General features: G+C 44.5%; 11 protein-coding genes. 6 read left to right on the top strand and 5 right to left on the bottom strand.

Annotated elements, in window-relative coordinates:
- Window positions 1–43 precede the first annotated feature (43 nt).
- Together AAFP14_RS03535 and AAFP14_RS03530 are read right to left on the bottom strand one after the other, a co-directional pair.
- Entirely contained in the window at window positions 44–544 is a 501-nt protein-coding gene (locus AAFP14_RS03535) for a chemotaxis protein CheW (protein ID WP_341730921.1), read from the bottom strand.
- A gap of 148 nt (window positions 545–692) precedes the next feature.
- Window positions 693–1,058, bottom strand: coding sequence for a response regulator transcription factor (locus tag AAFP14_RS03530; protein ID WP_340521844.1), 366 nt, complete (start codon window positions 1,056–1,058; stop codon window positions 693–695).
- Window positions 1,059–1,485: 427 nt separating this feature from the next.
- Here AAFP14_RS03530 and AAFP14_RS03525 point away from each other — a divergent pair, with 427 nt between their 5' ends.
- Both AAFP14_RS03525 and leuS read left to right on the top strand, forming a co-directional pair.
- Complete coding sequence (locus tag AAFP14_RS03525) at window positions 1,486–2,223, top strand: phosphoadenylyl-sulfate reductase (RefSeq protein ID WP_341730920.1); 738 nt, start codon at window positions 1,486–1,488, stop codon at window positions 2,221–2,223.
- A gap of 213 nt (window positions 2,224–2,436) precedes the next feature.
- Window positions 2,437–5,010: a leucine--tRNA ligase gene (gene leuS, locus AAFP14_RS03520; RefSeq protein WP_341730919.1), complete on the top strand. Its 2,574-nt coding sequence runs from the start codon at window positions 2,437–2,439 to the stop codon at window positions 5,008–5,010.
- A gap of 79 nt (window positions 5,011–5,089) precedes the next feature.
- On the opposite strand, the gene AAFP14_RS03515 is transcribed toward leuS, so the two are convergent.
- Window positions 5,090–5,896 carry a helix-turn-helix domain-containing protein gene (locus AAFP14_RS03515; RefSeq protein ID WP_341730918.1) on the bottom strand — a complete coding sequence of 269 codons (807 nt, stop codon included), beginning with the start codon at window positions 5,894–5,896 and terminating at the stop codon, window positions 5,090–5,092.
- Between the two features lie 151 nt (window positions 5,897–6,047).
- Between AAFP14_RS03515 and AAFP14_RS03510 the strand changes: the two genes are divergently transcribed.
- Window positions 6,048–7,052 (top strand): DNA-methyltransferase, encoded by a 1,005-nt coding sequence (locus AAFP14_RS03510; RefSeq protein ID WP_341730917.1) that lies wholly within the window; start codon window positions 6,048–6,050, stop codon window positions 7,050–7,052.
- 4 nt (window positions 7,053–7,056) lie between these two features.
- On the opposite strand, the gene AAFP14_RS03505 is transcribed toward AAFP14_RS03510, so the two are convergent.
- Window positions 7,057–7,872, bottom strand: a complete 816-nt coding sequence (locus tag AAFP14_RS03505) for an SAM hydrolase/SAM-dependent halogenase family protein (RefSeq protein ID WP_341730916.1) — start codon at window positions 7,870–7,872, stop codon at window positions 7,057–7,059.
- A gap of 203 nt (window positions 7,873–8,075) precedes the next feature.
- Here AAFP14_RS03505 and AAFP14_RS03500 point away from each other — a divergent pair, with 203 nt between their 5' ends.
- Window positions 8,076–8,942: a DUF3598 family protein gene (locus AAFP14_RS03500; protein ID WP_341730915.1), complete on the top strand. Its 867-nt coding sequence runs from the start codon at window positions 8,076–8,078 to the stop codon at window positions 8,940–8,942.
- 34 nt (window positions 8,943–8,976) lie between these two features.
- On the opposite strand, the gene AAFP14_RS03495 is transcribed toward AAFP14_RS03500, so the two are convergent.
- On the bottom strand, window positions 8,977–10,536 hold the full coding sequence (locus tag AAFP14_RS03495; RefSeq protein WP_341730914.1) for a phytoene desaturase family protein: 1,560 nt from the start codon (window positions 10,534–10,536) through the stop codon (window positions 8,977–8,979).
- Window positions 10,537–10,685: 149 nt separating this feature from the next.
- On the opposite strand from AAFP14_RS03495, the gene AAFP14_RS03490 reads away from it, so the two are divergent.
- The gene (locus tag AAFP14_RS03490) at window positions 10,686–11,270 is read left to right on the top strand and encodes a hypothetical protein (RefSeq protein WP_341730913.1); all 585 of its coding nucleotides are present in this window, start codon (window positions 10,686–10,688) and stop codon (window positions 11,268–11,270) included.
- 126 nt (window positions 11,271–11,396) lie between these two features.
- Entirely contained in the window at window positions 11,397–12,392 is a 996-nt protein-coding gene (locus AAFP14_RS03485) for a homogentisate phytyltransferase (protein WP_341730912.1), read from the top strand.
- The last annotated feature ends 90 nt before the right edge of the window (window positions 12,393–12,482 follow it).

Below are 12,482 nucleotides of genomic sequence, written 5' to 3'. Positions count from 1 at the left end.
TACCCATTCCCCATGAACCATTCCCAAATCAAAATTATGCTCCTTACCAGCGTTCGGAATGGGCGATCGCTTCTACATCAACAATCATCAGTAAGCGTCCATCACAATTGTACAAACCTTTGAGAAAGGGGGCGAGGTCAGAACTGACGTCTATGGCGGAGACAATGCGATCGGGATTTAGAGGTAAAACTCCTTCAACGCGGCAGACAGCTAAGCCAATGCGGATTTTAGACAGTCTTAAGTCTCGCGGATCGGGCGCTTCCACAACTAAGATGCGACTGCTGGAATGGTGGGTATCAACTGGTGCGATACCTGTGAACCGACCAAAATCTGCTGTGGCTAAAATTTCGCCCCGCAAGTTGGTTAATCCCAGCAAAAATGACTGGGTGTTCGGCACCGGCGAAATGGGTTGTTCTTTGAGGGAAAGCACTTCCCGCACTGTTTCTAACTCGACGCCAAACAAACTGTCTGCTTGAGCGAAGACGAGAAATTGCTTTGTTCCATTTGTCTGATTCCCTGCACTGCCAGAAGCAGTTGTTTTCATGGCTTATTTTTAGTCTCTAGTGTAGCTTAAAAAAAGAAATTATGTGCTATCTGTTAGCCCTTATTCGATCGCCGGAACTCGCCCTTGGTAAAATTTCGCCCTCGATCCCTGTGACACTATAAAAAAATATCTATCTTTGAGCCGGAGTTTATTTTGATAGCAAACGCTGTACAATGTTGACAAGTTGCTGAGGTTCAAAGGGTTTGCTGAGGTAAGCATCAGCCCCTAAATCAGTTCCCCAAGCTCGATCGATCTCGGTGTTTTTATGAGTACAAAATACTACGGGCAAATATGCAGTTTTGCGATCGCCCCGCAATTCTCGAATCACCTCAAATCCGTTCATTCGTGGCATTACTACATCTAAAACGACCAGATCCGGCGCTTTTTCTTGGATACGGGCGATCGCTTCTGCGCCATCTCCGGCCCGGATTACTTCCAGTCCCACATCTTGAAGAATGCGACAGATGATTTCTAGTTCGCTGGGAACATCGTCTACTACTAAGATTTTTGACATGGTTCTACACTTCCTTGCTATTTTTGACGGTATATCGGTTTTATTAGTGGCGCTGCGATCGCCTCTTTGACTATAGCCTTCAGGGATAAATTCACCCCAATGCAAATACAAATATAACTCAGCTACCGATTTTAGATGTTAGAGGAGACTATTAGACATCTCCCAAAATGATGGTGGAACAGGCATCTTACCTGTTCTTTAGGAGCTTTTGAGGAGAAGTCTGTGGAAGAAAGCAACCCCGTCAGTCTGTCGGCGAAGGAATAAATCTGTTCCCAAATCAATGGGATAGCAGGTTTTCTGTTTCTCCAGGGATGAATCTGGCGGTATGTACTGTGGATGCTGGATTGTCAAATCGATCGCTATGAGAGAGACTGCGATCGGTTACAATTCAGGGTTAGACAAAAAATAACACGGAGAACAGAAAAGTATGGTAGCCATTGGAACCAATCTAAACATTGCGGCCCTCGAAGCAGAGTACAGCACAAAAACACCGCGAGATATTCTTAAATTTGCCCTAGAAAATTTTGACAATATTGCAATTTCTTTCAGTGGCGCAGAAGATGTAGTGCTGATCGATCTCGCTTCAAAACTCACCAAAAACTTCCGCGTTTTCACCCTAGACACCGGAAGATTGCACTCGGAAACCTATCAGTTTTTAGAACAAGTTAGAAAACATTACGGCATTAAAATAGAAGTCATGTTTCCCGATGCAGCGGAAGTACAAGCCTTAGTAGACGAAAAGGGATTGTTTAGCTTTTATGAAGATGGGCACAAAGAATGTTGTGGCGTGCGAAAAGTCAAGCCACTGCGCCGCAAACTAAATACTTTAGATGCGTGGATTACTGGCCAACGGAAAGACCAAAGCCCCAGTACCCGCAACCATATTCCAGTGATTGAACAGGATACTGCATTTTCTACTCCCGACCATGAATTAATTAAATTCAACCCCTTAGCAAACTGGTCTTCCGCAGAAGTTTGGGATTACATTCGTGCTTTGGATGTCCCCTATAATAAACTCCACGAACGCGGTTTTGTCAGCATTGGTTGCGAACCTTGTACGAAAGCAGTATTGCCAAATCAACACGAACGGGAAGGTCGCTGGTGGTGGGAAGAATCGACATTAAAAGAGTGTGGTTTGCACGCTGGTAACACCCAAAAACAGTAACTGTGACTGGGGAATGGTTGCGCTAATCAATAGGACTGTTCCATAAGTCCTATTGTTGGTAAAACCACGCCCCAACCAAAATTTATATACTACAATATATAATACACAAACAGGAGCCAAAATCCTTGGAACTCAAAAAATCCGAATCGAGGCCCCTTGAATGTGCAAAAATATTCAAGCAAACACTACTAAATCCTAAAAGGAGAAATTGTTGTGGATTCCAGATATAACCCCGCATCCATAGAAGAAAAATGGCAACAGATATGGGCTGAGCAAAACTTAGACCAAATGCCAGAAGATACCCAAAAGCCTAAATTTTATGCATTATCCATGTTCCCCTATCCATCAGGAAACCTGCACATGGGCCACGTCCGCAACTACACAATTATTGATGTAATTGCCAGACTCAAGCGGATGCAAGGCTATCGTGTATTGAATCCGATGGGATGGGACGCTTTTGGTTTACCCGCAGAAAATGCGGCCATCGAGAGAGGAATTCCCCCAGCACAATGGACTAATCAAAATATTGCCCAAATGAAAGACTTATTTCATCGCCTAGGCATTTCCTTTGATTGGACAAAAGAAGTTACAACTTGTTCATCCGATTATTATCGCTGGACTCAATGGATTTTCTTGCAATTTTTAGCAGCAGGATTAGCATACCAAAAAGAAGCCACAGTTAATTGGGACCCCATCGATCAAACAGTCTTAGCAAACGAACAAGTCGATAACGAAGGTCGTTCCTGGCGTTCCGGTGCCAAAGTAGAGCGCAAATTATTGCGACAATGGTTCTTGAAAATTACGGATTATGCCGAACAGTTATTAAATGACTTAGACAAATTGCCAGATTGGCCCGAAAGAGTCAAATTAATGCAAGCCAACTGGATTGGCAAATCCGTCGGCGCTTACTTAGAATTTCCCATTGTGGGGATGGATGAAAAAATCGCTGTTTTCACCACTCGTCCCGACACAGTTTATGGTGTGAGTTATGTTGTATTGTCCCCGGAACATCCCTTAACTAATCGCGTTACTACACCGGAGCACAAAACGGCAGTCGAAAACTTTGTGAAAGAAGTGGCACTGCAAACGGAAATCGATCGCACAGCAGAAGACAAACCCAAGCGTGGCATTCCCACAGGCGGCAAAGCCATCAATCCTTTCAACGGTGAAGAAATCCCGATTTGGATTGCCGATTACGTGCTGTACGAATACGGCACCGGCGCAGTGATGGGAGTACCCGCCCACGACACGCGAGATTTCCAATTTGCCACTCAATATGAACTGCCAATTAAAGTAGTAATTGTGGCAGATGATGAAGTGCCTTTGACCGAAGCTTACACAGAATCTGGAATTATGATTAATTCTGAAAGCTTTAATGGTATGGATTCAATTAAAGGCAAATCAGCGATTATTCAATATGCCGAAAACCAAGGTTATGGCAAAGCGCGAGTCCAATATCGTTTGCGAGATTGGTTGATTTCTAGACAGCGTTATTGGGGTACTCCTATTCCTGTAATTCACTGTCCCAACTGCGGAATCGTACCGGTACCCGCATCGGATTTGCCAGTAGTTTTGCCGGAAAATGTAGAATTTACGGGCAAAGGTTCCCCGTTAGCCAAGCTGGAAGAGTGGGTGAATGTTCCTTGTCCGAGTTGCGGCACCCCGGCCAAGCGAGAAACCGATACGATGGATACTTTTATTGATTCTTCTTGGTATTTCTTGCGCTATCCCGATGCGAGAAATGAGGAGCAAGTATTTGATACGGCGAAAACCAATGATTGGATGCCGGTGGATCAATATGTCGGTGGAATTGAACACGCAATCCTGCATTTACTGTATTCACGGTTCTTTACTAAGGTTTTGCGCGATCGGGGTTTGATTAATTGCGACGAACCATTTAAGCGCCTATTAACTCAAGGCATGGTGCAAGCAATGGCCTATAAAAATCCCGTTACTGGCAAATATGTTCCAGCAGGCGAAGTAGATGCTGCAAATCCAAAAGATCCTCAGACGGGAGAACCTTTGCAAGTCTTTTATGAGAAGATGTCCAAATCAAAATACAACGGTGTTGACCCCTTGGATGTGATGGCAAAATACGGGGTTGATACGGCGCGGATGTTTATTTTATTCAAAGCGCCGCCGGAGAAAGATTTGGAGTGGGATGACGCCGATGTAGAAGGACAATTCCGCTTTTTAAATCGCGTTTGGCGGTTGGTAACAGAGTTTGCTGCACCCCCCTCTGTCAGGGCGGGCACGGGGGCACCGCCCCTACAAGGGGGGGAGAAGGACACTTTAAGTAAAGCTGAGCAGGATTTGCGGCGGGCGATTCACATTGCGATTAAGGAAGTGAGCGATGATTTGGAGGGTGAGTATCAGTTCAATACTGCGGTTTCGGAAATGATGAAATTGAGCAATGCTTTGACTGATGCTAAATGTAAAGATTCGCCGATTTATGCAGAAGGAATCAATACTTTAATTCGATTGTTAGCGCCTTTTGCACCGCACATGGCTGATGAATTGTGGCAGTTGATTGGTAACAGCGAATCGGTACACACGCAAACTTGGCCGATGGTGGATGCTTCTGCATTGGTTACTGATGAAATTACGCTGGTAATTCAGGTTATGGGCAAGACTCGCGGTACAATTCAAGTGCCTTCTGCTGCGGATAAAGCTGCTTTGGAAAACTTTGCTCGCGAGTCAGATTTGGCTAAGCGGCATCTGGAGGGTAAGGAGATTAAAAAGGTGATTGTGGTGCCTGGAAAGTTGGTGAATTTTGTAGTTGCTTAATTTTAGCTGCTGATAGCTGTCTGCATTTATAGGCTCTATACATAAGCTAATTCCCAAAATCAAATTTGTTGGCGGGGGGCTATCCTTGACTATCTGAGTAGACAAGTTCCCCCCGTCTCACTAATTTTAAGGGAATTTTAGGGTTATTAAGTGCGTCATTTCTAATTTTGAGCTTTTCTTCCCATTCTTTAAATTTTGGTTCTAGAAGTTCGGGTGTGAGTTTATAAATTTGCTTGAGAGTTATGCCTTCATACAATCCAATATACCAAGCTCCTACTTTGCGATATTTTTCAAGTATAATCTCATTCAAATGATGGTGAGTCGTCACGCCACCGCTGCGATTCAGTGAAATATTGATTGTTTTAAGCTCGTATTCTTTTCCTTCGGCGTCAATAGCATCATTTCCTTCGCGGCCAGGTGATATACGCAGCCCTAAAAGGATTAATAACTGTAAAGTCTTTCCTCCATTATCTTGAAAAATATCGGTAATCCCATATTCATTTGCGAGAGTTTGCAATTCTTGGATGCTTTTCATCGCATTTTCGAGCCGTTTAGCATCTGAAATACGTTCTTCTTTTGTAGTAACAGCCTCTTCCACAGGCTCTACAACCGAAGGGGAAACTGGTTCAGCTATGAGTGTGTTAACGAGAGCTTTATTCTCACCGCTTTGACTAAAACTGATTAAATAAGTAGCGGGTACATCAAGAGCTTCTGCCAGAGAAAAAATAACTTCAAAGGATGGGGATCTTTCACCGCGTTCCAATAAGCTGATATAGTCAGTAGTCTTGTCTATAAGTTCTGCTAGTTCGTCCTGTGTTATCCTTTTTTCTCGGCGCAATTGGCTTACCTTTGCCGCAAATTGTCGTCTGGCTTCTTTGTAATTCATGCTCTTTACAATTCATAAAAACGAACTGAAAGTTCGCTTTGTGAATAGTACGAAGAATTTACGGACTAAACAACGTACTGAAAGTACGGATCTGGATGATAATTAAACCAGTTTGTGTCTGTTGTACCTTAAACTAAAATCTAAATTACAAATGAGTAACATTTTGCCGGCACCAATTTACACCACCAAATACGGTCAATCTTATTTGGGAGATTCTCTTCATCTTCTGAATAGTCTTGCTAGCAATTCTGTAGATTTGGTGATGACATCTCCTCCTTTTGCATTGCAACGCAAAAAGAGTTATGGAAATGAAGATCAAGATTTATATGTTGATTGGCTGCTGGGCTTTGCTCCTGAAATTAAAAGAGTTCTCAAGGATACTGGCAGTTTTGTTATAGACCTTGGGGGTGCTTATCAAAAAGGAATACCTGTACGTTCGCTCTACAATTACCGCGTACTTATTAGGTTATGTGACGAATATGAATTTAAGCTTGCTCAAGAGTTTTTCTGGTTTAATCCTTCAAAACTTCCATCTCCTATAGAGTGGGTGAATAAACAGAAAATTCGGGCTAAAGATTCTGTAAATACTGTTTGGTGGCTTGCTAAAACAGAGCGGCCTAAAGCAAATATTACTAAAGTCAAAGTAGAGTATTCTGAGAGAATGAAAAAACTCTTGAAAAATGCTGATGAATTTTACACGCCCAAGGAACGTCCTTCCGGTCATAATATTAGCGATCGATTTGCTAAAGATAATGGAGGTGCTATTCCATCTAATTTACTAGAAATTGCTAATTCAGAAAGTAATTCTCAATACTTGCGTTGGTGCAAAGAGTTTAATATTAAGGTGCATCCCGCACGTTTTCCCGAAAGATTACCGTCATTTTTTATAAATTTTCTTAGTGAACCGGGAGACTTGGTAGTAGATATTTTTTCGGGTTCTAATACTACTGGTCATGCCGCAGAAGAATTATCACGAAACTGGATAAGTTTTGAACAAGAAAAACAATATATTGCTGCATCAATATTTAGATTTTTGCCTCAAGACTCTTTTTGGCAAGCGGATAAATTATATAATCAACTGTTAACAGAGGAACCATCTAGATTTAGTTTACCTCAAAGTAGGCTACTTTGGGAGGTGAATAATTATTGTTTTTGATTTTTTAATCCTGATTGTTAGTTTCAAAAACTAATTGGACGATCGCCCCACAGTCTAATTTTAGTATAGATTGAGCGCTGCCGCCGTTAACGGAGATTTCTACCCAGCCTTCGGAACCTACGATCGCCATCAAATCTCCTGGTTGGCTGTCGCTGTAGCTTTGGCCGCTGGGTATGAATATTGTATTGTTAAAATTGCTAATTGTGATTGACCAATTTTCGGTTTGAATGCTATGTTTTGGGATATTAGTAATTAGATTGCCAAAGCGATCGCAATATTGGATACAGCCTTCTATACCTGTGGCTGTAACGGTACAATTTGGTATCTGTAACTGTACTAAACTGGCAGGGTCGATCGCCTCTCCCAACTCTTCCAACGGCACCCCAGTGGCCACATGAGCGCCCACAGCAGCGAAAATATCGCGACCGTGGAAAGTGCTGCTGGGTTGAGGTGTGCGCCAGTATTGGGGGTTGGTGAGTTGGACGCAGGCGATCGCCCTTTCCCGACTCAATACTCCGCTAAACAACCCGTTATCGGGCCCGACAAGGAAGCAATTAGCACATTGAATCGCGATCGCCCTTCTGCTACTCCCCACACCAGGATCGACGACAGCAATGTGTACGGTTTCTGTGGGAAAATAAGCATAGGCAGTCATCAGACAAAACCTACCCGCGGCTATATTTTGAGGCCCAATGTCGTGGGTAATGTCGATGACTTTGAGTTGGGGGTTGATTTGGGCGATCGCACCTTTCATCACTCCCACATAAACATCGCTTAATCCAAAATCTGTTAGCAGAGTTATAGTTCTATTTTTCGACATAAGGAAGAAGGCAGAAGGCAGAAGGAAGAAGGCAGAAGGAAGAAGGAAGAAGGCAGAAGGAAGAAGGCAGAAGGCAGAAGGAAGAAGGAAGAAGGCAGAAGGAAGAAGAACCCCCCCAAGGGGGGAAAGAAGAAAGAAGAAGGAATAAAATCTATTGTTTAAGTAACTTTAAAAAATAGATTTTATGATAAAATTTGGAAAAAATGAGAGGTAAAAACATGGTATCACAATGGGAAAATTTTATGCAAAATTTGGGAGAATGGCACGGTTCTTTTACTGAGTTATCGCCACGGGGAGAGGTTGTTCAAGATACTCCTAGTATTATTACTCTCGAAAGTCTTAACGAGCGTAAAACTGTCCGATTAAAACTGCGTCGTTTTTACCCAAATCCTAGTGGTGTCGGCGAACCAGAAGTCCGGGAAATTGTTCGAGAATATCAAAATTTGGGACGGGATATCCTATTTTTTGAGAATGGATCTTTTTGTCAGGGGACTATTCAAATAGCGCCGTTTGCGGAATGCGGTGCTGAGTTTGGTTTTGTCTATAATTATCGCCGGTTGCGGTTAGTTCAGTTGTACGATACTAAGGGAAATTTATCAACGTTGACTTTAATTCGGGAACATCAGCCGGATAAAAATGTGCCTGAACGTCCGCCTTTGACTGTTGACGCTTTACTGGGAGAATGGCATGGGGAAGCAGTGACGATGTATCCAGATTGGCGCGGGCCTGATTGCTATCCTACCAAACTGCAATTGGATTTGGAAAGTGGCGATCGCCTGGTGCAGAAAATTAGTTTTGGTAGCAATGCTGAGGCTAAGACGATCGCTTCGACAGGTACCATAGAAGGTTCGGTGATTAATTTTAAGGAAGGTACTACGCCGATGCAAGTTTTGCTGCTTCCTGACGGTGGTTCTTGCACATTACCTGTGCAAGTTGAACTCAGAAAATCTGTATTTTTTGAGGCTGGTTGGTTGGTGGAACCTGACTTGAGGTTGCGGATGATTCGCAGTTATAATGAGAAAGGTGAATGGGTAAGTTTGACTTTGGTTACTGAGCGTAAAGTTAATTAAAATTGACCAATCACAAACCAGAAACTACAAATAATTATTGGAAATTTCTAATACTGCGCAGCATTTCCAAATGTTTGTGCAATGGGGCGATGGAATTAGCGGCGATCGCCCCGCTAGCGGCCACAGCGGGCAAACCAATGCCCGGAAAGGTGGAATCTCCGCAGCAATACAGCCCTGCTAAAGGTGTTCCCGGCCCCGGAAACAAGCCCCTACCCGCGGGAATTCCAGGCCCGTAGGAACCGCGATGGCGGCGCAAAAACCGTTGGTGGGTGAGGGGTGTGCCGATGAGGGTGACTTCTGTGCGCGATCGAATATCGGGAATAATCCTCTCTAAGGCTTCCCACATTACCTCTGCCCGTGCTTGTTTTTGCTGTTGGTATGCGACGCTGGTGCGATCGAGATTTTGCCACAAATCGTAGGGCTCATTTCCGGGCGTGTAAGCGTGAATGACGTGCTTTCCGGCTGGGGCGAGTCCGGGGTCGAGGAGGGAGGGAATCGAGATGAGAACGACGTTCTGAGGTGCGCTAATGCCCTGTTCCCAGTCTTTGACAAAGATGTAGTGACAGGCTAAGTCCGATCGCACTCCCGTGGCGTCAATTCCCAAATGCAGGTGCATGAAACTGTCGCATTCGGGAGTTGCCTGTCGCTGTTGCCGAAAGCTTTTGGGCACGGAAGTTTCAGGCAGCAGTTTCAGGGTATCCCACACAGAAGCGTTGGAGATGACGGCTTTGTGCGATCGAATAACTTTGCCCGATCGCAGTCGCACGCCCACAGCCCGGTTGTTTTCCACCAAAACCTCTGCGACGTGAGAATTCAGCAGCAACTGGCCTCCGTGGCGCTCTAAACCCCGTACCAGGGCATTTACCAAACCTGCACTACCGCCGATGGGATAGTCTAAAACGGCATTGGGGCGATACCAGTCGGCAAACATGAAGGCGACTTCGGCGGAAATAGTCCCCTCTGCCGGAAGTCCAGACAGCAGGAAACACAACAGGTTTAGCCAATTGCGCACAAAGGGATCTTTGACATTTTCGTCCATAATTTGGCTGAAAGGGCCAGCCAGTTTCAGGGCATTGCCGGCGCTTTGCAGGAAAGCTGGGGCAAATTGGCCTAGGGTGAAAACAGCCCCTAAATCGAAGCGCAAAGCCAGGGGGGGTAAGGCGGTGGCTGCTTGGGCGTAGGGCTCCATGACGCGCTGGAGTTGTTGCCATTCGGCGACGGCGGCGGTGCCTCGCAGTCTGGCGAGCACTTCGCCAAATTGACTCGCGCCGACGGAAGTGTCGAAATCGCCTTCGGGCAAACAGCAGCCCCAAGTATCGTAGGTGATGCAGGGGAGTTGTTCGCCGATCGCATCCAAAACTTGTCGCAGCGGATTTGCCGAGGGGCTGTAAGATAGTCCTGAGTAGAGAGAGGGCCCGGAGTCGAAGTTAAATCCGCCCTTTTCAAAGCCGTGTGCAGCCCCGCCGGCGAGGGAATGACTTTCGCAAACTATAACCTCAAAGCCATAGCGGGCAAGCATTGCACCGCAACATAACCCGCCGATTCCACTGCCGATGATGATGATTTCTGTGTTGTTTGGGGCGATCGTAACCATGTTTTTCTCCACTAATTAAGTAGTTGAGCGGTAAAATACATCTGTTGTCAAATTTGTAGTCAGGACTAAAGTCCTGATTAGGGTCTAATTTCGCTGTTGAGGACTAAACTCATCACTCCCAAACTTCCTGCTACTATATTGTTGATTAAATGGAACATATATCAATTCTAGAACAAGCCGCTCAATCTAATTCTAAACCATCTTCCAACGCAGTAGTCACAGCCCTGCTAGCCGCCGAAAAAAACTCCAAAAAAACTAAACCTCGCTATACTTTTCACCAGCTAATCGGCCACTGGCAACTGTGCTTTATCACTGGCACAAAAAAGACTCGACAAAAAGCGGGGATTGTGTTAGGTGCGGGCAAATACGTTCCTCAGTGGCTGGCGAAAATTCAAATAGCTTACTCCGCAGCACCTGTGGCCCAAGGAGAAGACAATAGTGAAATTGGCCGAGTCGAAAATTCTGTGAAAGTTGGGACTATGGAACTGACTCTTTCCGGGCCTACTAAGTTTTTACCTAATAATATTTTAGCTTTTGATTTTACCAGAATTATGGTGAAGTTGTTGGGGAAAACTGTATATCAAGGATATATTCGCGGTGGGGAAGCGCGGGAGGCGGAATTTTTGAGTTTGAGTGTGGGGAAACAGGCTTTTTTTGCTTATTTTCTAGTGGAAGATGGGATAATTGCGGCTAGGGGACGAGGTGGTGGCTTGGCTTTGTGGGGTAGGGTTTAACTGAAAAAGGGGGATGGGGAGACAATAGTCTGTTTCCCTCACCTGGTGATTAAGCAATTTAATTTTAAGATATGTTCTTATTTTGTGAGACAATTTGTTAATTAATTTTTGGGGTAATTTAGGTTTATGAGTAATGATTCTGTGGGTAAGTCTGAGAGCGATCGCAATGGTTGGGTTCCGCAAGGCTGGCTGAGGGCGTTTTGGGAGTTTTCTCGGCCGCACACAATTATCGGTACTAGCTTGAGCGTGTTGGCTTTGTATGCGATCGCCCAAAGCGATCTACTGTTGGCGAATCCTGTATTTTTACCGCTGGCTTTGGCCTGGTTAGCTTGTATTTGTGGTAATATTTATATTGTGGGATTGAATCAGTTAGAAGATGTTGAAATAGATAAAATTAATAAGCCTTATTTGCCGCTAGCATCGGGAGAGTTTTCTCAGAAAACCGGAGAATTAATAGTTGCTTTGACTGGTGCGATCGCAATTTTAACGGCGATTTTTCAAGGACCGTTTTTGCTGGCGACTGTGGGTGTCAGTTTGGCGATCGGGACTGCTTATTCTCTGCCGCCAATTCGCCTGAAGCGGTTTCCTTTTTGGGCGGCGCTGTGCATTTTTACGGTGCGGGGCGCGATTGTAAATTTAGGGTTATTTTTGCACTTTAATTGGGTGTTGAGTGTGGGAAGGGCGAAAAGTGTTTTTTCGGGCTGGGATTTGGAGAGTTTGTCTGTGGCGATTCCTGGGAAAGTTTGGGTGCTGACGGTATTTGTAGTGGTGTTTACTTTTGCGATCGCCATTTTTAAAGATATTCCTGACATGGAGGGCGATCGGCAATACAATATTACAACGTTTACGATTAAAATGGGAAAGCCGGCCGTCTTTGATTTGTCTCGCTGGGTATTGACTGTTTGCTATGTCGGCATAATTTTAGCAGGAGTGTTAATATTGCCAAATGTTAATTTAGGATTTCTGGCGCTTACTCATGTGGTAGCTTTGGGTTTGATGTGGTTTTGGAGCCTCAAAGTTGATTTGGAGGATAAAATGCAGGTAGCTCAATTTTATCAATGGATCTGGAAGTTATTTTTTCTAGAGTATATAATTTTTCCAGCAGCTTGTTGGTTGGGATGAAGGAAGATTGAAGAAGGAAGATTGAAGATTGAAGAGGGAAGAGGGAAGAAGGAAGATTGAAGAGGGAAGAAGGAAGAAGGAAGATTGAAG

The sequence above is a fragment of the Microcoleus sp. EPA2 genome, assembly GCA_020882975.1.
Taxonomy (GTDB): Bacteria; Cyanobacteriota; Cyanobacteriia; order Cyanobacteriales; family Microcoleaceae; genus Microcoleus.
This window is presented reverse-complemented; position numbering and strand designations above follow the sequence as displayed.

Bases quoted from the DNA above. Each gene is read 5' to 3' on its own strand.
- AAFP14_RS03535 (WP_341730921.1), bottom strand. From the start codon at position 544: ATGAAAACAACTGCTTCTGGCAGTGCAGGGAATCAGACAAATGGAACA.
- AAFP14_RS03530 (WP_340521844.1), bottom strand. From the start codon at position 1,058: ATGTCAAAAATCTTAGTAGTAGACGATGTTCCCAGCGAACTAGAAATC.
- AAFP14_RS03525 (WP_341730920.1), top strand. From the start codon at position 1,486: ATGGTAGCCATTGGAACCAATCTAAACATTGCGGCCCTCGAAGCAGAG.
- AAFP14_RS03515 (WP_341730918.1), bottom strand. From the start codon at position 5,896: ATGAATTACAAAGAAGCCAGACGACAATTTGCGGCAAAGGTAAGCCAA.
- AAFP14_RS03510 (WP_341730917.1), top strand. From the start codon at position 6,048: ATGAGTAACATTTTGCCGGCACCAATTTACACCACCAAATACGGTCAA.
- AAFP14_RS03505 (WP_341730916.1), bottom strand. From the start codon at position 7,872: ATGTCGAAAAATAGAACTATAACTCTGCTAACAGATTTTGGATTAAGC.
- AAFP14_RS03500 (WP_341730915.1), top strand. From the start codon at position 8,076: ATGAGAGGTAAAAACATGGTATCACAATGGGAAAATTTTATGCAAAAT.
- AAFP14_RS03495 (WP_341730914.1), bottom strand. From the start codon at position 10,536: ATGGTTACGATCGCCCCAAACAACACAGAAATCATCATCATCGGCAGT.
- AAFP14_RS03490 (WP_341730913.1), top strand. From the start codon at position 10,686: ATGGAACATATATCAATTCTAGAACAAGCCGCTCAATCTAATTCTAAA.
- AAFP14_RS03485 (WP_341730912.1), top strand. From the start codon at position 11,397: ATGAGTAATGATTCTGTGGGTAAGTCTGAGAGCGATCGCAATGGTTGG.